This is a genomic window from Achromobacter sp. FW305-C-28 (genome assembly GCF_058783235.1).
The window spans coordinates 167,684-191,817 of sequence record NZ_JBYSYL010000007.1 but is presented as its reverse complement, the minus strand read 5'-3'; the positions used below and the strand labels follow the sequence as shown (position 1 = coordinate 191,817).

Below are 24,134 nucleotides of genomic sequence, written 5' to 3'. Positions count from 1 at the left end.
GCCGTGCCGCCGTGGCCGTCATCGACCGTGACGGTGATGGTGTCGGTGACCTTCTGGCCTTCGGCCAGGGCCTGGACGTCCTTGCTGGCATTGTCCAGCGTATACGTCCACTTGCCGTTCTGGTCGACGGTGAAGGTGCCGTACGTGCCCTTGCCGTCGTTGTTGACGGACCAGGTGTGAGTGTCGCTGGTGTCGACGTCCTGCTGCGTCAGCTGGCCGGACACGGTCGCGACGGCCGCATCCTCCGTCACGTCGCCGGTCGCGGCGCCGGTGATGGTCGGGGCATCGTTGGTGCCGTTGATGGTGATGACGACCTGGCCGGTGGTGCCGTCGGCGGTGGTGACGGTGAAGGTCTCGGTCAGCTTTTCGCCGGCGGCCAGGGCCTGCACGCGTGGATCGGTCTGGTTCAGGCTGTAGACCCAGTTGCCGTTGGCATCGATCGAGAACGTGCCGTAGGTGCCCGGGCGGTCGGCCACGGCCACGAAGAACGACTGGCCGTCGTCCGGATCCACCACGTTGAGCTTGCCGTTGGCGGTGGAGACTACGTCTTCCGTCACTGCGCCGGCGTCGTCGCCCGGCTTGGACGCGGTGATCTGGGCGGGGTCATTGGCGCCCACGACCGTGATTTCGACGGTGGCGGTCGACGTTGCGCCGCTGGGGTCGGTGACCACGTACGAAATCGTGGTGGTGGCAGTCTGCCCTTCGGGCAGGTGCTGGAAGCTGGTGCCCGGCACGAACGTATAGCTGCCGTCCGGCTGCACCACGAAGGTGCCGCCGTTCGAGCCCGTGACGGTGATACCGCCCGGGGTCATGGGGCGGCCGCTGACCGAGGCGATGGTCAGGGGATCGCCGTCGGGGTCACGGTCGTTGGCCAGCAGGTTGCCGCTGGCGGTGGCCTTTTCGCCGACGCGGGCCGCGTCATTGACCGCGATGGGGGCATTGTTGACAGGCGTGGTCGGGCCGGTGCCAGTACCATCGCCGGTGCCGTCACCCGTGCCGTCGCCGGCGCCGGTGCCGCTGGATGCACGGTCTATCGTGTCGGCGCCGCGGCCGGGGTTGGGGTAGGCCAGGTCCAGCGGGCTGGTGGATTCCAGGATGCGGGCCAGGCGCACGAAGCTGCCGCCGCCGTCATCGCCGCTGCCGCCGGTCAGGGTGGCGGCGGTGGGGTCCAGTACCTCGAATGGGTCCTGGCCGGCTTGCAGGGCCGCCAGCAGGCGGTCGGAATCGGTGCCCTTGGGCGCGGCCACCGCGGCTTCGGACGGGTCGGCCAGCGGGCCTGCCATGTCCCCATTGACGGCGACTTCACGGCTTTCCCCGATCACGATCGGCATGCCATTCTCGACCTGCAGGGCCACCGTCGCGCCGGAGGCGGTGACGATGTCGCTGCCGGCGGGGACGTTGCTGCCTTGACGCAGTTCGGTCAGGGATCCGTCGCTATTGCGTATCCACGCGCGACCAGTGAGTTCAGTGACGACTGCGGGAGAGGAGTTGGCCATGTCGGTTCCGTTTCAGGGATTTATCCAAGATGGCCACATACTAGAGAGGGCGCGCGGGCGGCGGTATTGTCCTCAAGGACAGGTTCACGAAGGAACTTTGCCGCGCGCGTCGACGGGCGCCGAAATGCCATGCACCCGCAGCGCCAATTGCAGGCGGTCGGTCACGCCCAGCTTCTCGAACACCGCCGACAGATGCGCCTTGACCGTGCGCTCGGTGATGCCCAGCGCCTCGGCGATCTGGGCGTTGGACTGGCCGCTGGCCGCGTAGCGCGCCACCGTGGTTTCGCGTTCGGTCAGGGTGCCGTTGTCCCAGGTCGAGGCGTCCTGGGCCCGCTCGGTGACCAGCCGCAGCAGGCGGGTCACCAGCGAACGGCCCATCCAGATGCCGCCGGACGCCACGACTTCCAGCGCCTGGGCCAAGGCCTGGGCCGGCGCATAGCCATGGCAGTAACCCAGGGCGCCGGCGCCCAGGGCCTGGGCGCCTTGCTCGTCATTGGGGCTGGGGCTGGCCACCACGACCTGCAGGCCGGACAGCAGCAGCAGCCAGGACGGGTCCTGCCAGGAAGGCAGGCGTGGCAGGCCGGTGTCCACCACCGCCAGCACGCGGCCCTGTTCGCGCCAGCGTTGCAGATCCGCCAGGCCGCGGCCGCGGGCGGCCAGCCAGCGCGTGGGATCCAGGGCGCGCCAGTGCTGCCAGAGCAGGTCGTCGTGCGTTACCAACAAGACAGGAACGGATTTCATAACGCCTTCCAGCACTCCTCAACGTTCGGTAAAGGCATTGGCCTTGGCCCGCAGGATCGGCTTGAGCAGGTACTGCAGCACGGTCCGCTTGCCGGTCAGGATATGAACCTCGGCCACCATCCCGGGGATGATCGGCAACAGCTTTTCGCCCACGGTGCTGCGGTCGGTGCGCACCCGCACCACGTAATAGGAATTGCCCTTTTCGTCGGTGACCGTGTCGGCGCCGATCTGCTCGACCTTGCCTTCCAGCCCGCCGTAGATGGCGAAATCGTAGGCGGTGAACTTCACTTCCGCCTTCTGCTCCGGGTGCAGGAAGCCGATGTCGCGCGGCAGGATGCGCACTTCCAGCAGCAGGGTGTCGTCCTTGGGCACGATCTCGATGATGTCCTTGCCCGGTTGCACCACGCCGCCGACGGTGTTGTTGAACAGCGTCTTGACCGTGCCGCGCACCGGCGCCCGCACTTCGGCCAGCTTCACCCGGTCGGCCAGCGCCAGCTTGCCTTCGCGCAGCGTGGCCAGCTTGGTGTTGGTTTCCGACAGCTCGTTGCGGGCCAGGTTGCGGATGTTCAGCTCGGACTCTTCCAGCTTGCTCTGGGCTTCCTTGATGGACGCCTGGAATCGGTCGATCTGGGCTTCGGCGCCTTTCTGCTCGCCGCAATAGCGGGCCACGTCGCGCTGCAGGCGCAGCAGGTCCACTTCGGACACCGCACCGCTCTTGAGCAAGGGCCGCGTCACTTGCAGTTCGCGTGAGGTCAGGCTGCAGCTGGCCGACGCCTGGTCGCGCTTGGCGATGGTTTCGCGCAGGTCTTCCTGGCGCTGCTTGAGCTGTTCGCGCGCCACGTTGATGGTGGCGTTCAGCTCGGTGGTGCGGGCCTGCCAGGCGTTGCGCTCCATCTCGACCAGGCCGGGCGCCTGGGCCAGCACTTCCTCGGGTGCCACGAACGGCTCGCCGGTGGCCAGCGCATGCAGGCGGGCGGACTTGGCCAGCAGCGACAGGTATTCGGCGTTGTTCTCGCCCAGCGACGAGGCAAAGCGCGTGTTGTCGATCTTGAGCAGCGTCTGGCCGGCCTCGACTTCCTGCCCTGGGCGCACCAGCAGTTCCTGGACGATGCCGCCGTCCAGGCTCTGGATGATCTGCACCTGGCGCGACGGCACGACCTTGCCTTCGCCCCGCACGACTTCATCGATGTTGCCGATCGCGGCCCAGACCAGCAGGGCGGCCAGCGCCAGCAGGCTCATCCACAGCAGGACGCGCGCGCCGCGGGCCTGGGATTCATGGATGACCCATTCGGCATTGCCGACGTAGTCCGAACGTTGTTCGGGCTTGCCCTTTTCGGCGCCGTCCAGCAACCGGTCGAAGAAGAATATGAAGATGCCGCGCAGCTTGCGCCACGGCGCGCCGAGCAGGCTCGGCCGTTTTTGACCTGGAATTTTCTGCATGCTTGCCTCAGCTTCCCCGTCCGACGCGCCCTTGGCGCAGCGCTTCGACGACCTGTTCCTTGGGGCCGTCGGCCACGATGTGGCCGTTGTCGATGACGATCAGTCGATCGACCAGGTCCAAGAGGGCCGTGCGGTGGGTCACCAGCAGGATGGTCTTGCTGGCGCTGGCTTCGCCCAGGCGGCGGCGCAACTGGGCCTCGCTCTGGTGGTCCATGTTGCTGCTGGGTTCGTCCAGCAGCAGGATGGGCGGGTCGTTGATCAGGGCCCGCGCCACGGCCACCGACTGGCGCTGGCCGCCCGACAGCGATTCGCCACGTTCGCCGATGATCATGTCAAAGCCGTTGGGGTGCAGATTGGCGAACTCGGTCACCCCGGCCAGGTTGGCGGCGGCCAGGATGCTGGCGTCGTCGGCATAGGGCGCGCCCATGGCCAGGTTGTGCTTCAGGCTGCCGTAGAACAGGATCGGGTCCTGCGGCACGTGGCCGATGGCGCGGCGCACGTCGGCCGGATCGATCTGGCGCACGTCCACGCCGTCCAGCAGCACCGCGCCTTCGGTCGGCTGGTACAGGGCCAGGGCCAGCTTTTCCAGCGTGGTCTTGCCCGAGCCGATACGGCCGATGATGCCGACTTTCTCGCCCGGCTTGAGCTTGAACGACACCTTCTTGAGCACGGGCTGGGTGGCGCCGGGGTAGGTGAAGCTCACGTCGCGGAATTCCAGCGCGCCGTGGAACACCGGGCGGTGCAGGAATTCGGCCTCGGGCGGGCGTTCGATCGGCAGCTTCATATAGCTGTCGATCGAGCCCAGCGAGGTGCGCGCGTTCTGGTATTGCATCAGCAGGCCGGCCACCTGGCCCAACGGCGCCAGGCAGCGCCCGGCGATCATCGACGCGGCGATGATGCCGCCCATCGACAGCGCCGCATCCTGCACCAGGTACACGCCAATGATGACCACCGAGATGGACACCAGCTGTTGAATCGCCTGCACAAAGCCCACGGTGGACGACGAGATCAGCTTGAGCTTGCCGCCGTTCTGGGCAATGAATTCGGTGGCGCGTTCCCAGTTGCGCTGGATGGCGCCCTGGGCGTTCAGGGTCTTGACGGCTTCCAGCCCCGTCAGGGCCTCGACCAGCGTGGCGTTGCGCTGCGACGACGCCTGGAACGTGGCCATCGTCAGCGCTTCCATCCGCGCCTGAGCGGCCAGCGACACCAGCAGGATCAGCACGATGGCGACCACCGGCGGCAGGACCATCCACGGCGAGATCCAGGCCAGCGCGGCCAGGAACAGCAGGATGAAGGGCAGGTCCACCAGGGCGGTGATGGTGGCCGACGCGATGAAGTCGCGGATCGACTCGAACGAACGCAGGTTGGCGGCGAACGACCCGACCGACACCGGCCGGCCTTCCAGCCTCAGGTCCAGCACGCGTTCCATGATCTGGGCCGACAGACGCACGTCGACCCGCTTGCTGGCGCTGTCCACCACATGCGACCGCGCCGTGCTCAGGATCATGTTGAAGATCACCACCAGGGTGATGCCGATGGCCAGCACCCACAGGGTTTCCACCGCGTTGTTGGGCACCACGCGGTCATACACGTTCATGGTGAACAGCGGCATCGCCATGGCGAACACGTTGATCAGCAGGGCGGCGACCAGCGCGTCGCGGTACAGCCGCCGGTTTTCCATGATGGCGGCCCAGAACCAGTGGCGTTCGCGCACCTTGACCACTTCCGGGGCGCGCGCGTCAAAGCGGAACTGCGGCCGCACGAAGCACACCAGGCCCGTGTACTGGCGGGCGAGCTCGTCGGCGCTGAGCGTGACCGCGCTGCCGCCCAGCTCGGGGTGGCTGACCACATAGCTGTCGCCGTCTCTTTTCAGCAACAGGCAGGCCCGCTCGCCATTGAGCAGCAGGATGGCCGGCAAGAGATCGGACGGCAGGTTGTCCAGCGATCGCTTGACCACGCGCGCCGACAGCTGGGCGCGCGCCGCCGCCCGCGGCAGCAGCGCGGGCGTCAGCTTGTGGGCTTCCAGCGGCAGGCCGGCAGACAGGGCCTGCGCGGTCGAGGCCACGCCGTGCAGGCGCGTGATTTCGACCAGGCAGTCCAGCAGCGGGTCGTCATGCGCGGCGCGCGCGTCGGCACGCCATTCCCGGGATGCCTGTTCCATGTCAGATAACTTGTCCATCTTCGTCATCCAGCAGGTCCAGATGTTCCGAGAGCCGCGCGCGCTGTTGCTTGCGCTGGGTGAGCTTTTGCTGGGCCTGTATCGGCAAATCGGTCAGGCGCAGGGTGCCATTGGCGATCAACGCGTCGATCAAGTCTTCCAATACGCGGACGAAGTCCGCATCCAACTGCGAAAAATCGTTGTTCTGGTTCGCCATGCGGCCTCCTTGCGCCCGAATCCCGATGGTCGATCAGGAGCGCGGCTGGTTGGCCGGCGCGTTCACCGGCACGAACGTCGGCGGCAGCGTACCTTCGTTGTATTGCACGCGCACCGGCGTCAGGCGGGCCGAATCGGGCACCGTGGAATTGCAAAGCTTGATGACGTCGTCCGACACCACCAGCTTGCCGTTTTCCTCGGGCATCTCGTTGCGCGCCGGTTGCAGCGTCAGCGCCGGCAGCAGCTTGTGCGACAAGGCCAGCCAGCGGTACTGCGCCAGCTTCAGGTCGTAGGTGGCGTTGGTCAGCGCGCGGCGCGATTCGAACAGCTCGTTTTCGGTGTTCAGCAGGTCCAGCAGCGTGCGCTGGCCGATCTGGAATTGCTGGCGGTAGGCGTCGCGCACCTTGGACGTGGCCAGTTCGTGGTCACGCAGGAAGGGCAGCTTTTCCTGCAGGCTGGAGATGTTGTTCCAGGCCACGGCCAGTTCCTGCTGCACGTTGCGGCAGGTGTAATCGCGCACGTCGCGCGCTGCATACGACTGGGCGGCCGTCTGGCGCACCCGCGCCGAATCGGCGCCGCCGCGGTACAGGTTGTAGTTCATCACCACCTGCACGCTGGAACTGCGGATGTTGCGGTTTTCGGGCGTGGGGTCGTTCTGGTCGCGGCCGGTGGCGGCCACGAATTCGAACTTGGGCGAGAACGCGCCCTTGGACGAGGCCGCGCCGGCTTCGGCGCCCTGCAGGGCGGCCTGCTTGGACAGGAAGGTAGGGTTGCGGCGCAGCGACTCGTTGAAGTTGCCGGGCTTGACCGGCAGCTTGTCCGATACGTCGGGCACGGGCTGCATCGCTTCGGGCGGGAACGCGCCAGTGACGCGCTGGAAGCGCTGCTGCACGTCCAGCAGGTTGGCCGTTTCGGTCATCAGGTTGGTCTGGGCCAGCGACAGACGGCCGCCGGCCTGTTCCAGGTCGACGCGCCGGCCGACACCGGACTCGGCGCGCTGGCCGATCTGCTTGAGGGTCTCTTCGTGCAGCGAATAGTTCTGGCGGGCCAGCAGTTCCATGTCGCGGTAGCGCTGCAGGTCGATGTAGGCCTGCACGGCCGCCAGGGCGGTGGTGTCGCTGGTGGCCAACACGTCATAGAAGCGGGCCAGCTTGTCGAAACCGGCCTGCTTGACGTCGTTGCTGGTGCGGAAGCCGTCGAAAATCAGCTGGCGCAGCTCGAAGTTGTAGCCGGGGCGGTTCCAGTTCTGCGAGCCCGCGCCGGGCACGTTGTTGCGGTATTCGCGGCCGACGTAGCCCAGGGCGTTGACTTGCGGGAAGAAGGCGCCGCGAGCCACTGCCTGGCCTTCCAGGGACGCCTGGAAGTCGTGGTATTTGGCCTGGATCTCGGGATTGCTGAGCAGGGTCTGCTCGACGATCTGGTTCAGGGTGGTGGCACCCGGTGCGGTGGCCGGGGCAGGGGATTCCGCAGTCGCGGGCTGTGCAAATGCGGCAGGAACGAATGCCAGGGCCAGGGCCGAAACCGTGGTTTTGAGCAGAAACGAAGCCATAGGGATTATTCGCGAGTCGAGTTTTTGGATTAGTGGCCGGCATATTGTTTGTAGTCGCCAGAATTGGCGATTCAAGATTTGTAAAGTCTTGAACAAACTTGCCGGCCCGTCGGATTTATTTCGAATAAAATCACGAAAAATGACGGAAAATTACGTGAATTAGACGAAATTCAATATGGACGGATTAATCAAAAACTATTAATGCGATTTATTGCGCATTATGTCGGTTTCTGCTTTGCCACATTGAAACTCGATTATATCCGTTTGCGACTTCTGTATCTAAATTGTTTTTATGTTCGCCAACTTTTGATTATCTGGCCGAGGCTGCGGCGCAACGCCGGGAATGGAGCCGGCGGGCAGCCCGATCCCAGGTTCCATGGTAGTGTTGGTACTAGTATATTTGGTGTGGTTGTACTAGGTTCTGAGGCTGTGCATAATTCCCCTCATGCCGCAGTGGCCGGCGCGTGGGGCGATTTGCCTTCAAGCGTGCGAGGCCCAAGCCGGACTGTCTATTTGCAGAGCGCATCCATGGCCCAAACCCTTTACGACAAACTCTGGAACGCCCACATCGTTCACCAGGAATCCGACGGCACCTGTCTGCTGTATATCGACCGCCACCTGCTGCATGAAGTCACCAGCCCGCAGGCGTTCGAGGGCCTGGCGATTGCCGGCCGCAAGCCGTGGCGAGTCGGCGCCAACCTGGCGGTGGCCGACCACAACGTGCCCACGCTGAACCGCGCCCAGGGCATCGATGATCCGGTCTCGCGCCTGCAGGTCGACACGCTGGACGCCAACTGCGACAAGCACGGCATCACCGAATTCCGCATGAACGACCTGCGCCAGGGCATCGTCCACGTGATCGGGCCGGAGCAGGGCGCCACCTTGCCGGGCATGACGGTCGTCTGTGGCGACTCGCACACCAGCACGCACGGCGCGCTGGGCGCACTGGCCTTCGGCATCGGTACGTCCGAAGTCGAGCACGTGCTGGCCACCCAGACGCTGCTCATGAAGAAAGCCAAGAGCATGCTCATCAAGGTCGAAGGCGAACTGCCGTTCGGCTGTACGGCCAAGGACGTGGTCCTGCACATCATCGGCATCATCGGCACCGCCGGCGGCACCGGCCACGCCATCGAATTCGCCGGCAGCACGATCCGTTCGCTGTCCGTCGAAGGCCGCATGACGGTCTGCAACATGGCCATCGAAGCCGGCGCCCGTTCCGGCATGGTCGCCGTCGACGACAAGACCATCGAATACTTCCGCGGCCGTCCATTCGCGCCGTCCGGCGTGCTGTGGGACCACGCGGTTACCTACTGGCGCACGCTGCACACCGACGATGGCGCCAAGTTCGACACCGTGGTCGAAGTCAACGCCCGCGACATCAAGCCGCAAGTCACCTGGGGCACCTCGCCCGAGATGGTCCTGCCGGTCGATTCCCGCGTGCCCGACCCCGATCGCGAAAAAGACGACGTGCGCCGCAGCGGCATGGAACGCGCGCTGGAATACATGGGCCTGAAGCCCAACACCCCGCTGACCGACATCCGAGTGGACCGCGTGTTCATCGGTTCGTGCACCAACTCGCGCATCGAAGACCTGCGCGCCGCCGCCGTCGTGGCGCGTGGCAAGCACGTGGCGTCCAATGTGCGCCAGGCCATGGTGGTGCCGGGCTCGGGCCTGGTCAAGCAGCAGGCCGAACGCGAAGGGCTGGACAAGATCTTCATCGAAGCCGGTTTCGAATGGCGCGAGCCGGGCTGCTCGATGTGCCTGGCCATGAACGCCGACCGCCTTGAACCGGGCGAACGCTGCGCCTCGACCTCGAACCGCAACTTCGAAGGCCGCCAGGGCCAGGGCGGCCGCACGCACCTGGTCAGCCCGGCCATGGCCGCCGCCGCCGCCGTGGCCGGCCATTTCGTCGACGTCCGCACCTTCCGTTAAGCAACGCGCACCGAGTACACATCATGCAAGCATTTACCACTCACGAAGGCCTGGTGGCTCCGCTCGACCGCGAAAACGTCGACACGGACCTCATCATTCCCAAGCAGTTCCTCAAGTCCATCAAGCGCACCGGTTTCGGCCCGAACCTGTTCGACGAGCTGCGCTACCTGGACCACGGCGAACCCGGCATGGACAACAGCAAGCGTCCGCTGAACCCGGATTTCGTGCTGAACCAGCCGCGCTACCAAGGCGCCTCGGTGCTGCTGGCGCGCAAGAACTTCGGCTGCGGCTCCAGCCGCGAGCACGCGCCCTGGGCCCTGACGCAATACGGCTTTCGCGCCATCATCGCGCCGTCCTACGCCGATATCTTCTTCAACAACAGCTTCAAGAACGGCCTGTTGCCGATCGTGCTGTCCGAACTGGAAGTGGCCCGCCTGTTCGACGAAGTGAAGGCGTTCCCCAACTACAAGCTGCGCATCGACCTGGAACGCCAGGTGGTCGTGGCCGCCGACGGGCGCGAAATGGGTTTCGACATCGAACCCTTCCGCAAGTATTGCCTGTTCAACGGCTTTGACGACATCGGCCTGACCCTGCGCCATGCCGACAAGATCCGCGCGTTCGAGGCCGAACGCCTGGCTCGCCACCCCTGGCTCGAAAGCCGGCCCATCGCCTGACCGCATTCCCATACCGACCACAGGACCGTTTCATTCCATGACCCATAACATCGCAGTCTTGCCGGGCGACGGCATCGGCCCCGAAATCGTCGAACAGGCCGTGCGCGTCCTGAAGGCGCTGGACGTGCCCTTCGACATCAAACAAGCCGCTGTCGGCGGCGCCGCGTTCGATGCCTTCGAACACCCGCTGCCCCCGGCCACCCTGAACCTGGCCAAGGAATCCCACGCCGTGCTGTTCGGCGCCGTGGGCGACTGGAAGTACGACAGCCTGCCGCGCGAATTCCGCCCCGAACAGGCCATCCTGGGCCTGCGCAAGGCGCTGGGCCTGTTCGCCAACCTGCGTCCGGCCATCCTGTATCCCGAGCTGGCCAGCGCCTCGTCGCTCAAGCCCGAGATCGTCTCCGGCCTGGATATCCTGATCATCCGCGAACTGACCGGCGACATCTATTTCGGCACGCCGCGCGGCGTGCGTTCGTCGCCGGACGGCGTCTTCGCCGGTGAACGCGAAGGCTACGACACGATGCGCTATGCCGAATCCGAAGTGCGCCGCATCGCGCGCATCGGCTTCGAATCGGCGCGCAAGCGCAACAAGAAGCTGTGTAGCGTCGACAAGGCCAACGTGCTGGAAACCTCGCAGTTCTGGCGCGACATCGTCGTCGAAGTGGCCCGCGAATACCCGGACGTCGAACTCTCGCACATGTACGTCGACAACGCCGCCATGCAGCTGGTGCGCAACCCGCGCCAGTTCGACGTCATCGTGACCGGTAACCTGTTCGGCGACATCCTGTCCGACGAAGCCGCCATGTTGACCGGTTCGATCGGCATGCTGCCGTCGGCGTCGCTGAACGCCGGTGGCCAGGGCCTGTACGAGCCCAGCCACGGTTCGGCCCCCGACATCGCCGGCCAGGGCATCGCCAATCCGCTGGCGACCATCCTGTCGGCCGCCATGCTGCTGCGCTATTCGCTGAACCTGGCGCCGCAGGCCGACCGCATCGAAGCCGCCGTGCGCCGCGTGCTGGCCGACGGCCTGCGCACCGCCGACATCTTCGAACCGGGCACCACCAAAGTCAGCACCTCGGGCATGGGCGACGCCGTCCTCAAGGCCCTGGCCTGATACCGGCAGGGTGGCCACGCCCTGGCGGCGTGGCCCCGATCTGCCATTGGACGGCGGCCGGTCCGGCGCCGTCCAATGCCGGCAGCACTGCCGCCGATACCCCAAGGGCCGCCCGCCGGCCGACCCTGTCCCTTAAGGCTGTTGCCGCCGCGCCGCGAAAGCCGCGCCCCAATGCTTGCGGCCCCGTTTTTTCAAGCTGCGCCGCAACATCTGCGCGTGCATTCTGATAAATTGTTGGGTTCTTGCACGTTTTTTGTTCACCAGACCTTGTCCCCACCTTTAAAGAGCGATTGAAATGAATCAAGCAGTAGGCCTTGTCGGCTGGCGCGGTATGGTCGGCTCGGTGCTCATGCAACGCATGCGCGACGAGAACGACTTCGCACTGATCGAACCGGTGTTCTTCTCCACCAGCAACGCTGGCGGCGCCGCCCCCACTTGGGCGACTGGCGCAGGCCCGCTGCAAGATGCCTACAACATTGATGCTCTGAAAAAACTGCCGATCATCGTGACGGCCCAAGGCGGCGACTACACGTCCGAGGTCTACCCGAAGCTGCGCGGCGCCGGCTGGAACGGCATCTGGATCGACGCGGCCAGCACCCTGCGCATGGCCGACGACGCCATCATCGTGCTGGACCCGGTCAACCGTCCGGTCATCGACGCGGCGCTCAAGCGCGGCGTGCGCAACTTCATCGGCGGCAACTGCACCGTCAGCTGCATGCTGATGGGCCTGGCCGGCCTGTTCAACAACGACCTGGTCGAGTGGATGACCACCATGACGTACCAGGCCGCATCGGGCGGTGGCGCGCAGCACATGCGCGAACTGCTGACCCAGTTCGGCGAACTGAACCACGCCGTCAAGCCGCTGCTGGATGACCCCGCGTCGGCCATCCTGGAAATCGACCGCGGCGTGCTGGCCAAGCAGAAGGACGACGCGCTGCCCCGCGACCACTTCGGCGTGCCGCTGGGTGGCAGCCTGATTCCCTGGATCGACAAGGACCTGGGCAACGGCATGACCAAGGAAGAATGGAAGGGCGAGGTCGAGACCAACAAGATCCTCGGTCGCGGCGCTGCCTTCGGTTCGGCTCCCACGCCCATCGACGGCCTGTGCGTGCGCATCGGCGCGATGCGCTGCCACAGCCAGGCCCTGACCATCAAGCTCAAGCGCGACCTGCCGCTGGACGAGATCGAATCGCTGATCGCCCAGGGCACGCAGTGGGCCAAGGTCATTCCCAACACCAAGGAAGCCACCATCCGCGACCTGACCCCCGTGGCCGTGACCGGCACGCTGGACATTCCGGTGGGCCGCCTGCGCAAGATGTCGATGGGCCCGCAGTACCTCAGCGCCTTCACCGTCGGCGACCAGCTGCTGTGGGGCGCCGCCGAGCCGCTGCGCCGCATGCTGCGCATCGCGCTGGCCGAAGCCTGATGCCCGGCGGGTGGCGCAAGCCGCCCGATCCGCCAGGGCAGTCCCTGCAAAGGCACCTTCGGGTGCCTTTGTCATTTGCGCCGTGGCCGCGGGGCTGGGCAATGTGCCCGCCAGCCAACGCCGATGCGCCTTTCAGGTTTGTGAAACGCGCTGCATCTATTACACTTTTCGGGTGAATTGAGGCTTGTTATCACAAGATCGCCATGAACAGGCCCTAGCCCGTAATTCGACTACAAGAACGGAATTCCAGCTTATGACCCAGCGTTCGCGCCAAGTGAAGCATGCCCGCCGTTTGAAGGCCCTCCAGTGGGCGATCGCATTGGCGCTGGGCGCGAGCATCAGCAGCCAGGCGCTGGCGATGCGGGTGGGGCATTCACGCGTGGTGTCGGCGCCGGGCGCGCCGCTGCAGGCGCTGGTCGGGCTGCAGGAACTGACCCCCGACGAAGTGTCGTCGCTGCGGGTGTCGATCGCGGACGAAGCCGCCTGGCAACGCGCGGGCCTGAAGCCGCCTGCGCCCCTGGCCGGCATGGTGGTCAGGGTGGAAGACGGCATGGATGCCACCCGCAAGAACCTGCGGGTACGGTCGGCGCAAGCGCCGGCCAGCGGGGCCGTCGACCTGTTGCTGGATATCAGCTCCAGTTCGGGCCAGCGGCAGGTGCAGGTCAGCATCCTGGTGCCCCTGCGCGGCGCGGGCGCCGACGTCACGCCGGCCGCCGTGGGCACGCCGGGCCGCACGGGCGGCAGCGCGGGCAGCGTCAACGTCAAGTCGGGCGACAACCTCTTTGCCATCGCCCAGCGCAACGCAGTGCCCAACGCTTCGGTCTACCAGATGCTGGTGGCGCTGTGGCGCGCCAATCCCGAAGCCTTCATCCAGAACAACATGAACCTGGTGCGCGCCGGCCAGACGCTCACGATCCCCGATGCCGCCACCGTGCGGGCCGTGGATCCGGCCGAGGCCCGCCGCATCTTCAACGAACACGCCGAAGCCTTCGCCCGTTACCGCGCCCGCATCGGCGCCGCAGCCGGTGCGAACCCGTCCGTGGTCAAGGGCCAGGACGCATCTTCCGGCACCGTGGCTCGTCCGGGCGACACCGGCGTGGCGACGGCATCACCGCCGCAAGACAGGGTGCGCCTGTCGTCCGGCCAGGCGGCGGGCGGCGCGGCCGCGCAAGCCGAAGCGCAGGCGGATCAACGCACGTCCAACGAACGCGCCATCGCCGATGCCGAGGGCCGCGTGAACCAGTTGCAAAGCAATGTCGACGAATTGAACAAGGCCGTGGCCGGGCAGGGTGCGTCGGGGGCCGGTGCGCCCGGTGCCGAGGGCGCGGCGGGCGGAACGGGTAAGCCGGGCGCGGCCGGGGCCGCGGGTACCGCGGGCGCGGCAGGGGCATCCGGCACGCCGGGCGCTGCCGGCGCGGCGGGCGCTGCCGGGGCTTCGGGCACGCCAGGAGCCGCGGGGGCAACCGGGGCATCGGGCACGCCAGGAGCCGCGGGGGCAACCGGGGCATCGGGCACGCCGGGCGCCGCCGGCGCCACGGGGGCCAGCGGGCCATCCGGTACGCCGGGTGCCGCCGGGGCCGCCGGCGCCGCAGGCGCAACGGGAGCCGCAGGGGCAACCGGCGCTGCGGGTACGCCAGGCGCTGCCGGTGCCGCGGGCACCGCAGGCTCGGCCGGGGCATCAGGAACACAGGGCGCCACCGGCGCCGCGGGCTCGACCGGTGCGCCTGGCGCCGCCGGATCGGCAGGAACTCCAGGTACCCAAGGCGCCGCTGGCGCAACGGGTGCCACGGGCGCGGCAGGCGCCACCGGAACGCCAGGCGCTGCCGGCGCAGCGGGCGCACCAGGGGCCGCAGGCGCGCCAGGCAGCCCTGGCGCAGCCGGTACCCCCGGCGCCACGGCGCCGACGGCCGCCGCCGCACAAGACAAGGCCGCCGCGGAGGCGGCGGCAAGCAACAGCAAGGATAAGGATTTGACTTCTTCCATGCCGGCCTGGCTGGCCGACAATCTTCTGGTGATCGTCACCGCGGTGCTGGCGCTGATCGCGTTCGCCATCGCCTGGGTGCTGCGCCGCGCCGGTGCGCGCCGTGGCGACGACGACGAGGAAACCTACGCCTACAACGAGCCCGCGCTGGATACCGCAGCGCTGAACCGCAAGCTCGATTCGATCAATCTCGACCTGGACGAACCGCCCACGGACGAACCGCGCCGGGTCGGCGGTCCACGGGTCTGACAGATGTCCAGAGTTGCAATGGGGCTGGCCTACGACGGCTCCGCCTGGCAGGGTTGGCAAACCCAGCCGCACCGGCAGACGGTGCAAGACACATTGGAAGCCGCGCTGGCGCGCTTCTGCGACGTAAAGGAACCGGTGGCCACCATCTGCGCCGGCCGCACCGATACCGGCGTGCATGGCGCGATGCAGGTCATCCACCTGGATACCCACCTGGACCGGCGCATGGAATCCTGGGTGCGGGGCGTCAACGCTTTCCTGCCGCCCAGCATTTCCGTGCAGTGGGCCAAGCCGGTCTCGGATGACTTCCATGCCCGTTTTTCCGCCCGGGCCCGTACCTACGTCTATCTGCTGTGGCGGGGCAGGGTGCGACCGGCGCTGTGGGCCGGCCGGGCAGGGTGGTGCTACCAGCCGCTGGATGTCGATGCCATGCGCGCGGCCGCACGCGCCTTGCTGGGGGAACACGATTTCTCCAGCTTTCGTTCGTCGCAGTGCCAGGCCAGGCATCCGGTGCGCGTCATGCACCGGCTGGACATCGAAGAGCGCGGTCCGTTTCTAGTGTTTACGCTTCGGGCCAACGCTTTCCTGCATCATATGGTGCGCAACATCATGGGCGCGCTGCTGCAGATCGGCCAAGGCCGCGAAGCCGTCGACTGGATGGCGCAGCTGCTGTCCTGGCGCGACCGCAAGCGCGGCGCGCCCACGTTTTCGCCCGACGGCCTGTACCTGTCGGCCATCGAGTACCCCGACGAGTTCGGCCTGGACGAGTTGGATGGCGGGGCGCTTTTGCTGTCGCCCTTCACGCAACACGCTACGCAACCGTCGGGCAACCCGCCATAGCCCGGCGGCCGTCGGCACCCAAGGAGGCCAGTCTCATGCAACGCCGCGCGTTTTTGAAGCGAACCGCCCTGGGCGCCGCCGTCGGCGGGGCCGCCATCGCCGCCCCGGTCTATGCGCAAGAGGCGCCGGCCGTGTCCTGGAAGCTGGCCTCCAGTTTCCCCAACGAGTCGCCCACCCTGTTTGCCGGCGCCGAAGACGTGGCCCGCTACGTCAGCGACGTCACCGACGGCAAGTTCCGCATCGAGATTTTCTCGGCTGGCGACCTGGTCGACGCCGGCCAGGTGCTGGACGCCGTGCAGCACCGCATCGTCGAATGCGGCCATACGGCATCCACCCGCTTTTTCGATACCGACCCCGCGCTGTGCTTTGACGCCGGCCTGCCGTTCGGCCTGAACACCCGCCAGATGAATGCCTGGATGATCCAGGGCGAAGGGTTGGCGCTGACCCGCGTGCTGTTCGACAAGTACAACATCGTCAACTACCCCTGTGGCTTCACGGGCGCCCAGATGGGCGGCTGGTTCCGCGGCGAGGTCAAATCCGTCGACGACCTGCGCGGCCTGAAGATCAAGGCAGGCGGCTTTGCGCGCCAGGTGCTGGCCCGCCTGGGCGCTGAACCCGTCGACCTGCCCATCGCCGATACCTATGCTGCGTTGGAGCAGGGCGGGGTGGATGCCGTGGCCTGGATCGGTCCGCACGACGACGAAAGCCTGGCGCTCTACAAGGTCGCTCGCAACTACTACTTTCCCGGCTGGTGGGCGGGCACGCTGCAGCTGTCGCTGTACGTCAACCAGGATGCGCACGACGAACTGCCCAAGCCCTACCAGGCGGCGCTGGGCCTGGCCAGCCGCATGGCGACGGCCAACATGATCGCCAAGTACGACGCCGGCAACCCCGATGCGCTGCGCCGGCTGGTGCAGCGCGGCGCGCAGCTCAAGGCCTTTCCGCGGCCCATGCTGCAGGCCGCCTATGAAGCGTCGCTGAAGCTCTACCAGGAACTCAGCGCCAAAGACCCCATGTTCAAGAAGCTGTACGAGAGCATGACGGCCTTTCGCGACAAGGAAATCCCGTGGTTCCGCCTGGCCGAAGGCAGCTTCGACAACTTCATGGCGACGGCGGGCCAGCCGGCAGGCTGACGGCGCGCTCTTATATATACTGGCTGCATCCGTCGCGCTGGGCGACGCAAGCAATGAATTCCATGCGCACACGCATCAAGATCTGCGGCCTGACCCGCGAAGAAGACATCGACGCCGCCGTCTCGGCCGGTGTCGACGCTATCGGCTTTGTCTTCTACCCCAAGAGCAAGCGCTGCCTGACGCCCACGCGCGCTGCGCAACTGCGCCGCGCGGTGCCGGCGTTCGTCGACGTGGTGGCCCTGTTCGTGAACCCTGATCCCGCCGACGTGCAGGCCGTGCTGGACCAGGTCGGCCCGGAACTGCTGCAGTTCCATGGCGATGAATCTCCGCAAGACTGCGCGCGCTACCACCACCGCTACCTGCGCGCCTTTCGCGCGGGCGCCCCGGGCCTGGATACGGCCGAAAACCTGGCCTCTTACTGCCGCGCGTTCGGCGAAGCCGCCGGCTGGCTGTTCGACAGCTACAGCGCCGGCTACGGCGGCAGCGGCCACGGCTTTGATCACGCGTTGCTGTCCGACGTGAAGGCCGATCCCGTGTCGCGTCCGCTCATCCTGTCCGGCGGATTGACCCCTGACAACGTCGCCGCCGCGGTCCAATCCGTGCGGCCGTGGGCCGTCGATGTGAGCAGCGGCGTCGAGGTCGAGCAAGGAATAAAAAGTTCTGATAGAATCTCGTTCTTCGTTGCTGCGGTGCATGCCGCAGACGCGAAAAAGTAAGAAGGTTTGCGCAGTGCTGGCAGTCGTTTGGAAGTTGCAAAACACGTTCAAAAGACAGGCCGTTGCGGATGAAGAGCAGGGCGAAAGCAAAACTCTGGAACGCAACAAAAACAGCAAAAAGTTTGAAAAGACGATTTGCACAGTTTAAAAAAGCACTATATAATTCTTCTTCTTTGCAGGCGGTTAGCTCAGCTGGTTAGAGCGCCACGTTGACATCGTGGAGGTCGTTGGTTCGATTCCAATACCGCCTACCAAATTCCTGCAAAGTGGTGCTTGATAGAGCTAGTCAAGCACCGCCAAAAAAGCCGCGACAGTCTAAGACTTCGCGGCTTTTTGCTTTGTGGCGCAGAATATGCGGAATCAAGCATTATTGATTCCGCCGCGCCGCTAATAATCCACCCGGCATTTGCTAGGTCCGCCCGGCATTTGCTAGGTGTGCCGACATAATGTTGGCGCAGCGATTAATTCGTTAGCGGTCAGCAATCAGCCATACACCCGCAAACACCGCCGCGCCATCTCCATATAGTGCGCAATCGGCGGCGTATCCAATCCCACCACCTTGGCCAAGTCGTCATACCGGCGCAGCCGCACCGCGGCCAGCGCGTGCGGCTGACAGGCGAACGTCTCGGCTTGTTCGGCGGTGAATACGCCGCCTTGCAATGCCAGGCTCTGCACCGAGGCGGGCGACAGGGTGTCCAGGTAGGCGGGTTCGATCGCGCCCAGGTAGCGTTTGGCGGCGACGTGCAGGCGCACGGGCGTGGTGACGTCGTCGCTGAACAGCGTGGCCAGGGCGTCGGCGGCGACTTCCTGGTGGCGCATGTCGGTGGTGATGCTCTCGGCCAGCATGAGGTGGCCGACGTCGTGCAGGAAGGCGGCGACGATCACGGCCTCGGATTCGCCGGCCTGTTCGGCCTGTTGCGCGCATTGCAGCGCGTGTTCTGTCTGGCTGATGGCTTCGCCGCCGTAGTAGGCGGCACCGTGATGGGCGAACAGGTTTTCGATGGTGGGCAGGGTCAGCATGCAACAGCCTCGGCGTCGGGAAGTTGCACGAGACGATAGCGCTTTGCCGTGACATCTAGATGACTAGAGCATGTTGCGCAAATCGATTCTACCCACCTCGGCCCGGCCCCTATCGATGATAGTCTTGGGCTTCACCCGGGATGATTCATGCATAGACTGCCCCTTCGCGTTGCCCCCCTGATTGCCTGCCTGTCACTCACCGGCTGCCTGGCGACCGCGCCGGTTGCGCCGCAGTCGCGCGTCGACGAGATTCCGATGTACGGGGGCATGGATCGGTCGGCCCCTGACATCAAGGCCGCCGACGACAAACTCACGGCGGACGCGAGCCGCGCGTTTGGGTCGCCCGCCCGCGCAGCGCAGGCCTGGATCGAGCAGGGGTATCGCTTTTACCGCGCGGATCAACTCGGCATGGCGACGCGGCGCTTCAACCAGGCCTGGCTGATGGATACGCATAATCCCGAGGTCTATACCGGCTTTGCCGCGGTGCTGCACGATCAGGGCAGGTATTGCGACGCCATGAAAATGATGGAGACGGCGCTGAGCTTGAAGCCGCCTTCGTTCCAGGGCATTTATGCCGATGCGGGCCGCATTGCCGCGCGTTGTGCGGCCGCGGACCAGACCTTGTCGGGCCCTGAGCGTGCCGCAATGATCACGCGCTCCGACGCCTTGTTCCGCAATGGCGAAGCTGTCGAGCCGGACAAGGCCTATCTGTATAACGCGTGGGCCAGCGCGTATTACTGGAACGGCCAGTATGCGGATGCCTGGGCGATGGTGGCCAAGGCGCGTCGGGCGGGTGGACAACCCGGTGCGCGTTTTCTGCAGATGCTGCGCGAGAAAATGCCGGAGCCGGCTTGACCGCCAGGCGATTCGCCGAGCCGTCTTGCAACTGCGTTATCCTGCACCCCATCATGATGAGAGCACTGTGGCTGATCCTGGGTTGCATGATGCTGGCGTTGGGCGTGATCGGCGCTTTCCTGCCGGTGATGCCGACCACGATTTTCCTGATTCTGGCGGTGGGCTGCTTTTCGCGCTCGTCGCCCCGACTTGAGCGCTGGCTGCTGGACAGCCCCACTTACGGTCCGTCGCTGCGCGCCTGGCGCGAGCAGGGCGCGGTGTCGCGCAAGGGCAAGCTGTACGCGTCGTTGGGCATGGCGGTGGGGTATGGCCTGTTCTGGTGGGGCGCACATCCGTCGTTCTGGCTGGCGCTGGGCGTGGGCGTGTTTTTCCTGGCAAGCGCTACCTATGTGTTGACCCGACCCAGCCCGAAGCCTCTTGACCCGGTGGAACAATCTGCCGCGCAGCCGAGCGACCCCGCGCCACGCGCCTGACGCCTGCTTGAACGTTGCGCGCCACGCGTAACGCACCGAAACGGGCGTGTCCATTTTGTCGCCGCCGGGCCTGCAAATCTCTGCTTAAATTGCCTGCAGCGCGGCCATGGCCTTTGTTGCCAGGCCCGGTCCGGCGGCCGCTTCGTCCGCCTGACATTCCGGCCCGCGAGGACGACCTATGCATATCAAACGACGAGAACTCCTGTTCGCCGGCCTGTCCAGCGCCGCGCTGGGGCTGATGACCGAGCCCGCGATGGCGATTGCCGCGCCCACGGGCCAACCCACGCTTGATCTGTGGCCGGGCAACCGGGCCCCGGGTGGGCCCGGCCCGAAAGAGACCGAGAAGGTCAGCGCCAAGGGCTCGGTCACGCAGGTGTCGCGGCCGCGCCTGGTGGTCTACCGGCCCGAACGCCCCAACGGCACGGCCATGCTGGTGATTGCCGGCGGCGGCTATGCCCACATCGAGCGCGGCACGGAAAGCACGCCGGCTTGCCTGTGGCTGCAATCGCAAGGGGTGACGGCGTTTGAGCTGGTGTATCGCCTGCCGGGCGAGCATTGGCCCGCGGTGGCGCCCCTGCAGGATGGACAGCGTGCGATGCGGGTGATCCGCGCGTCGGCCCGGGAATTCGGCCTGGATACCGGCCATATCGGCGTGATGGGGTTTTCGGCGGGCGGGCATCTGGCCGGCATCACGGCGGCCACGCCGGGCGTGGCCCGCTACCCGCTGCTTGACGAGACCGACAAACAATCTTCGCGGCCGGATTTCGCGGCGCTGATCTATCCGGTGCTGACGTTCATGCCGCCGTTCGACCACACCCATGCGCGTCGCGAGATCGTTGGCGAGCATCCCACGGCCGAGGAAAGCGCGGCGTTTTCGGTGGACCACCTGGTCACGGCGCAGATGCCGCCCACGTTCCTGGCGCAGGCGCAGGACGATCCGATTTCGCCGGTGGACAACAGCCTGCTGATGTTCGGGGCGCTGCGCCGCCTGGGCGTGCCGGCCGAGATGCACATCTTCGCGGCCGGCAAGCACGGCTGGGGCATGGGCAAGCCGGGTTCGCTGGTACAGGCCTGGCCCGAGCTGTTCGCCAAATGGGCGGCGTTCAATCAGTTCTTCAAGGCGTGATCCCCACCGCCTGAGCCCCGACGCCTGGGCGTCAAAGCCTGACTGCCAAGACCCGACCCGCTGCGCGTGGCCCTAGTGCGAGTGCCTGGGATCGCCGCGCGTCTCCACCACCTTCAGGTAGAGCGTGGCCGGCTCCAGGCAGCCGCCGGTGGACAGCTGGCCTACCAATTGGCGATACAACGCTTGCCAGGGCGTCTGCGACGCAGGGGGCTGGTAGCCGGGCGCTTGCCGGCGCCGTTCCATCTCGGCGTCGTCCACCAGCGCGATGACGCTGCGCTGGTTCAGGTCGACCCGTATCCGGTCGCCCGTGCGCAGCAGCGCCAGGCCGCCACCCACTGCGGCCTCGGGCGACATGTTCAGGATCGACGGGCTGCCCGACGTGCCGCTCTGGCGGCCATCGCCCAGGCAGGGCAGCGAGTCGATGCCGCGCTTGATCAGGTGCGACGGGGGCGCCATGTTCACGACTTCGGCGCTGCCGGGGTAGCCCACGGTGCCGGCGCCGCGAATGACCAGGATGCAATGTTCGTCGATTCCCAGCGACGGGTCTTCGATGCGGGCGTGGTAGTCCTCGGGGCCGTCGAACACGATGGCGCGGGCCTCGAAGGCATTTTCGTCGCCCTCGGTGGACAGGTAGGTGCGGCGGAATGCTTCGCCCACCACCGACATCTTGATGACGGCGCTGTCGAAGAAATTGCCCGACAGCACGATGAAGCCGGCGCGATGCTTGAGCGGCGCCTCGCAACTGCGGATGACATCGGCGTCGCGGGTCTGGGCACTGGCGGCGATCTCGCCGATGGTCTTGCCGGATACCGTGGGGCAGTCGGCATGCAGCCGTCCGGCGGCCAGCAATTCGTGCAGCACGGCCGGCACGCCGCCGGCGCGGTGAAAGCCTTCGCCCAGGTGCTCGCCGGCCGGCACGCAGTTCACCAGCAGCGGCACGTCTTCGCCCAGGCGCTGCCAGTCGTCCAGGCTGAGGTCGATGCCGGCGTGGCGCGCCATGGCGATCAAATGCGGCGGGCAGTTGCTGGATGCGCCCAGGGCGGACGCGACGACGATGGCGTTTTCGAAGGCCTGGCGGGTCAGGATGTGGGACGGCCGCAGGTCTTCGCGCACCATGTCGCAGATGCGCAGGCCGGTGGCATAGGCCATCTGGCCGCGTTCACGGTAGGGCGCGGGAATGCTGGCGCAGGTGGGCAGCGACATGCCCAGCGCTTCGGCCAGCGAGTTCATGGACAGCGCGGTGCCCATGGTGTTGCAGTGGCCTACCGATGGCGACGACGCCGTGGCCAGGGTCATGAAGCCTTCGTAGTCCAGCTTGCCCGCGGCCATCAGGTTGCGGGCGTGCCAGATGACAGTGCCCGACCCCACGCGCTGGCCGTCGTGCCAGCCGTCCAGCATGGGGCCGCCCGACAGCACGATAGCGGGAATGTCGACGGTGGCGGCCGCCATCAGGCAGGCGGGCGTGGTCTTGTCGCAGCCGGTGGTGAGCACCACGCCGTCCAGCGGATAGCCGTGCAGGATCTCGACCAGGCCCAGGTAGGCCAGGTTGCGGTCCAGCGCGGCGGTCGGACGGCGGCCTTGTTCGGCCAGTGGATGCACCGGGAATTCCATGGGGATGCCGCCCGCGTCGCGGATGCCGGCCTTGATGCGCTCGGCCAGGGCCAGGTGGTGGCGGTTGCAGGGCGCCAGGTCGCTGCCCGTCTGCGCGATGCCGATGACGGGCCGTCCGGATTGCAGTTCCTCGCGGGTCAGGCCGTAGTTCAGGTAGCGCTCGACGTAGATGGCCGTCATGTCGGCATGGGCGGGGTCGTCGAACCATTTCTGGCTGCGCAGCTTGCGGGGAGTGTCGGTCATGGATGCGTCTCGTGTGCTTCGAAGGCTTGCGGCGCGGCGGGCGCGCTGCAAACTCGAGGGCCTGTGGGGGCTAGTTGCGCGCCTTGCTGATTTCCGTGTTCAGTTGCTGGATCAGGTCAGGCCCCAGCTCCTGCGTGTACTTGTCGACCACGGGCTGCACTTTTTCTCGCATGCGAGCCACTTCCTCGGGTGATACGGTGTTGATCTTCATGCCCGCCTGCTCCAGCGTGCCCATGGCCTTCAGCGAATCCGCCCGGCTGTCCTTGCGCTCGAAATCGCGTGAAGCCTCGGCGGCCTGGCGCACCAGGCGCTGTTCGTCGGGCGAAAGCTTGTCCCACCATTTCTTGGATGCCAGCACCACCCAGGGCGTATAGACGTGGCGGGTGATCGTCAGGTAGGGCTGCACTTCATAGAACTTGCTGCTCTGGATGGTGGTAATGGGGTTTTCCTGGCCGTCCACCGTGCGGGTTTCGAGCGCGGTGAACAATTCCGAGAACGGCATGGGCACGGCGTTGGCGCCCAGCGTGTTGAAGACGCCCAGCGCGATCTGGTTCTGCATCACGCGCAGCTTGATGCCCTGCATGTCTTCGGCGCGCACGATGGGGCGCTTCGAATTCGTCATGTTGCGAAAGCCGTTTTCCCAGTACACCAGGCCGACCAGGCCCTTGGCTTCCAGCTTCTTGAGCAGGTCCTGGCCCAGTTGGCCGTCGAGCACGGCGTCGGCCTCTTTTTCGCTGTTGAACAGGAACGGCAGGTCGAAGACGCCGAACTCCTTGACCATGCCGGCCAGCGGCGCGGTGGACCCGACCATCATTTCCTGCGCGCCGCCGGCCAGCGCGCCCTGCATCTGCTCGTCCGAGCCCAGGTTGGCCGAGCCAAACGTCTTCATCTTGAGTTTGCCGCCGCTGATTTTTTCCAGTTCCTGCGCCAGGAAACGGGCGGCTCGGCCCTGGACGCTTTCTTCGTTCAGGCCGTAGCCGAAGCGGATCAACCTCGGCTTGACGTCGGCGGCGGCCGCGACGCCGGCAAAGGTGCAGGACAATGCGGCGGCCAGCGCGATGAGGCGGGTCTTCAAAGGTTTGTACATGGTGTTCCTCCTTGGCTTCTTGTAGTGGGCGCGGGCATGCGCCGGGGGGGCCGCAGG

The 24,134-nt window shown here is 66.3% G+C and carries 20 protein-coding genes and 1 tRNA gene; 12 read left to right on the top strand and 9 right to left on the bottom strand.

All coding sequences use genetic code 11. The features are described 5' to 3' along the window. The 6 genes from AC3WMR_RS18730 to AC3WMR_RS18705 all read right to left on the bottom strand — a co-directional run. Positions 1-1,496 (bottom strand): retention module-containing protein (locus tag AC3WMR_RS18730; protein ID WP_492281581.1); only part of this gene is annotated, 1,496 nt, incomplete at its 3' end. A gap of 84 nt (positions 1,497-1,580) precedes the next feature. Further along, positions 1,581-2,237 (bottom strand): helix-turn-helix transcriptional regulator, encoded by a 657-nt coding sequence (locus AC3WMR_RS18725; RefSeq protein WP_492265704.1) that lies wholly within the window; start codon positions 2,235-2,237, stop codon positions 1,581-1,583. Positions 2,238-2,255: 18 nt separating this feature from the next. After that, on the bottom strand, positions 2,256-3,677 hold the full coding sequence (locus tag AC3WMR_RS18720) for an HlyD family type I secretion periplasmic adaptor subunit (protein ID WP_492265703.1): 1,422 nt from the start codon (positions 3,675-3,677) through the stop codon (positions 2,256-2,258). Between the two features lie 7 nt (positions 3,678-3,684). Beyond that, positions 3,685-5,856 (bottom strand): type I secretion system permease/ATPase, encoded by a 2,172-nt coding sequence (locus AC3WMR_RS18715; RefSeq protein ID WP_492265702.1) that lies wholly within the window; start codon positions 5,854-5,856, stop codon positions 3,685-3,687. Then, positions 5,840-6,052, bottom strand: coding sequence for a hypothetical protein (locus tag AC3WMR_RS18710; protein WP_492265701.1), 213 nt, complete (start codon positions 6,050-6,052; stop codon positions 5,840-5,842). Before AC3WMR_RS18710 ends, AC3WMR_RS18715 begins: the two co-directional genes overlap by 17 nt. A 33-nt stretch (positions 6,053-6,085) precedes the next feature. After that, on the bottom strand, positions 6,086-7,600 hold the full coding sequence (locus tag AC3WMR_RS18705; RefSeq protein WP_492265700.1) for a TolC family outer membrane protein: 1,515 nt from the start codon (positions 7,598-7,600) through the stop codon (positions 6,086-6,088). Between the two features lie 528 nt (positions 7,601-8,128). Between AC3WMR_RS18705 and leuC the strand changes: the two genes are divergently transcribed. The 9 genes from leuC to AC3WMR_RS18660 all read left to right on the top strand — a co-directional run bounded on the left by leuC (position 8,129) and on the right by AC3WMR_RS18660 (position 17,916). After that, on the top strand, positions 8,129-9,532 hold the full coding sequence (leuC, locus tag AC3WMR_RS18700) for a 3-isopropylmalate dehydratase large subunit (protein ID WP_492265699.1): 1,404 nt from the start codon (positions 8,129-8,131) through the stop codon (positions 9,530-9,532). A gap of 23 nt (positions 9,533-9,555) precedes the next feature. After that, entirely contained in the window at positions 9,556-10,206 is a 651-nt protein-coding gene (gene leuD / locus AC3WMR_RS18695; protein WP_025135313.1) for a 3-isopropylmalate dehydratase small subunit, read from the top strand. A 37-nt stretch (positions 10,207-10,243) separates the two neighbouring features. Beyond that, positions 10,244-11,320: a 3-isopropylmalate dehydrogenase gene (gene leuB, locus AC3WMR_RS18690; RefSeq protein ID WP_492265698.1), complete on the top strand. Its 1,077-nt coding sequence runs from the start codon at positions 10,244-10,246 to the stop codon at positions 11,318-11,320. Positions 11,321-11,615: 295 nt separating this feature from the next. Further along, the gene (gene asd, locus AC3WMR_RS18685) at positions 11,616-12,746 is read left to right on the top strand and encodes an aspartate-semialdehyde dehydrogenase (protein ID WP_025135315.1); all 1,131 of its coding nucleotides are present in this window, start codon (positions 11,616-11,618) and stop codon (positions 12,744-12,746) included. Between the two features lie 253 nt (positions 12,747-12,999). After that, the gene (locus tag AC3WMR_RS18680) at positions 13,000-14,976 is read left to right on the top strand and encodes a type IV pilus assembly protein FimV (protein WP_492265697.1); all 1,977 of its coding nucleotides are present in this window, start codon (positions 13,000-13,002) and stop codon (positions 14,974-14,976) included. A gap of 3 nt (positions 14,977-14,979) precedes the next feature. Further along, positions 14,980-15,813 (top strand): tRNA pseudouridine(38-40) synthase TruA, encoded by an 834-nt coding sequence (gene truA, locus AC3WMR_RS18675; RefSeq protein WP_492265696.1) that lies wholly within the window; start codon positions 14,980-14,982, stop codon positions 15,811-15,813. Between the two features lie 35 nt (positions 15,814-15,848). Beyond that, positions 15,849-16,946, top strand: a complete 1,098-nt coding sequence (locus AC3WMR_RS18670; protein ID WP_492265695.1) for a TRAP transporter substrate-binding protein — start codon at positions 15,849-15,851, stop codon at positions 16,944-16,946. Between the two features lie 53 nt (positions 16,947-16,999). Then, positions 17,000-17,662, top strand: a complete 663-nt coding sequence (locus AC3WMR_RS18665) for a phosphoribosylanthranilate isomerase (RefSeq protein WP_492265694.1) — start codon at positions 17,000-17,002, stop codon at positions 17,660-17,662. Positions 17,663-17,839: 177 nt separating this feature from the next. Then, positions 17,840-17,916: transfer RNA gene (locus AC3WMR_RS18660), tRNA-Val, on the top strand. 229 nt (positions 17,917-18,145) lie between these two features. Here the strand turns inward: AC3WMR_RS18660 and AC3WMR_RS18655 are convergent. Beyond that, entirely contained in the window at positions 18,146-18,682 is a 537-nt protein-coding gene (locus tag AC3WMR_RS18655; protein WP_492265693.1) for a phosphonate degradation HD-domain oxygenase, read from the bottom strand. A gap of 267 nt (positions 18,683-18,949) precedes the next feature. Here AC3WMR_RS18655 and AC3WMR_RS18650 point away from each other — a divergent pair, with 267 nt between their 5' ends. The 3 genes from AC3WMR_RS18650 to AC3WMR_RS18640 all read left to right on the top strand — a co-directional run bounded on the left by AC3WMR_RS18650 (position 18,950) and on the right by AC3WMR_RS18640 (position 21,136). Continuing rightward, entirely contained in the window at positions 18,950-19,537 is a 588-nt protein-coding gene (locus AC3WMR_RS18650; protein WP_492265692.1) for a tetratricopeptide repeat protein, read from the top strand. A gap of 53 nt (positions 19,538-19,590) precedes the next feature. Continuing rightward, positions 19,591-20,010 (top strand): YbaN family protein, encoded by a 420-nt coding sequence (locus AC3WMR_RS18645; protein WP_492265691.1) that lies wholly within the window; start codon positions 19,591-19,593, stop codon positions 20,008-20,010. Positions 20,011-20,188: 178 nt separating this feature from the next. Beyond that, a complete protein-coding gene (locus AC3WMR_RS18640) occupies positions 20,189-21,136 on the top strand; it encodes an alpha/beta hydrolase (RefSeq protein ID WP_492265690.1) in 948 nt (315 codons plus the stop codon). Positions 21,137-21,208: 72 nt separating this feature from the next. Here AC3WMR_RS18640 and AC3WMR_RS18635 read toward each other — a convergent pair whose 3' ends face one another. Both AC3WMR_RS18635 and AC3WMR_RS18630 read right to left on the bottom strand, forming a co-directional pair. Then, positions 21,209-22,990: an IlvD/Edd family dehydratase gene (locus tag AC3WMR_RS18635; RefSeq protein ID WP_492265689.1), complete on the bottom strand. Its 1,782-nt coding sequence runs from the start codon at positions 22,988-22,990 to the stop codon at positions 21,209-21,211. A 70-nt stretch (positions 22,991-23,060) separates the two neighbouring features. After that, positions 23,061-24,077, bottom strand: coding sequence for a TRAP transporter substrate-binding protein (locus tag AC3WMR_RS18630; RefSeq protein ID WP_492265688.1), 1,017 nt, complete (start codon positions 24,075-24,077; stop codon positions 23,061-23,063). Positions 24,078-24,134: the final 57 nt, after the last annotated feature.

Bases quoted from the DNA above. Each gene is read 5' to 3' on its own strand.
- AC3WMR_RS18725 (WP_492265704.1), bottom strand. From the start codon at position 2,237: ATGAAATCCGTTCCTGTCTTGTTGGTAACGCACGACGACCTGCTCTGG.
- AC3WMR_RS18720 (WP_492265703.1), bottom strand. From the start codon at position 3,677: ATGCAGAAAATTCCAGGTCAAAAACGGCCGAGCCTGCTCGGCGCGCCG.
- AC3WMR_RS18715 (WP_492265702.1), bottom strand. From the start codon at position 5,856: ATGGACAAGTTATCTGACATGGAACAGGCATCCCGGGAATGGCGTGCC.
- AC3WMR_RS18710 (WP_492265701.1), bottom strand. From the start codon at position 6,052: ATGGCGAACCAGAACAACGATTTTTCGCAGTTGGATGCGGACTTCGTC.
- AC3WMR_RS18705 (WP_492265700.1), bottom strand. From the start codon at position 7,600: ATGGCTTCGTTTCTGCTCAAAACCACGGTTTCGGCCCTGGCCCTGGCA.
- leuC (WP_492265699.1), top strand. From the start codon at position 8,129: ATGGCCCAAACCCTTTACGACAAACTCTGGAACGCCCACATCGTTCAC.
- leuD (WP_025135313.1), top strand. From the start codon at position 9,556: ATGCAAGCATTTACCACTCACGAAGGCCTGGTGGCTCCGCTCGACCGC.
- leuB (WP_492265698.1), top strand. From the start codon at position 10,244: ATGACCCATAACATCGCAGTCTTGCCGGGCGACGGCATCGGCCCCGAA.
- asd (WP_025135315.1), top strand. From the start codon at position 11,616: ATGAATCAAGCAGTAGGCCTTGTCGGCTGGCGCGGTATGGTCGGCTCG.
- AC3WMR_RS18680 (WP_492265697.1), top strand. From the start codon at position 13,000: ATGACCCAGCGTTCGCGCCAAGTGAAGCATGCCCGCCGTTTGAAGGCC.
- truA (WP_492265696.1), top strand. From the start codon at position 14,980: ATGTCCAGAGTTGCAATGGGGCTGGCCTACGACGGCTCCGCCTGGCAG.
- AC3WMR_RS18670 (WP_492265695.1), top strand. From the start codon at position 15,849: ATGCAACGCCGCGCGTTTTTGAAGCGAACCGCCCTGGGCGCCGCCGTC.
- AC3WMR_RS18665 (WP_492265694.1), top strand. From the start codon at position 17,000: ATGAATTCCATGCGCACACGCATCAAGATCTGCGGCCTGACCCGCGAA.
- AC3WMR_RS18655 (WP_492265693.1), bottom strand. From the start codon at position 18,682: ATGCTGACCCTGCCCACCATCGAAAACCTGTTCGCCCATCACGGTGCC.
- AC3WMR_RS18650 (WP_492265692.1), top strand. From the start codon at position 18,950: ATGGATCGGTCGGCCCCTGACATCAAGGCCGCCGACGACAAACTCACG.
- AC3WMR_RS18645 (WP_492265691.1), top strand. From the start codon at position 19,591: ATGATGAGAGCACTGTGGCTGATCCTGGGTTGCATGATGCTGGCGTTG.
- AC3WMR_RS18640 (WP_492265690.1), top strand. From the start codon at position 20,189: ATGCATATCAAACGACGAGAACTCCTGTTCGCCGGCCTGTCCAGCGCC.
- AC3WMR_RS18635 (WP_492265689.1), bottom strand. From the start codon at position 22,990: ATGACCGACACTCCCCGCAAGCTGCGCAGCCAGAAATGGTTCGACGAC.
- AC3WMR_RS18630 (WP_492265688.1), bottom strand. From the start codon at position 24,077: ATGTACAAACCTTTGAAGACCCGCCTCATCGCGCTGGCCGCCGCATTG.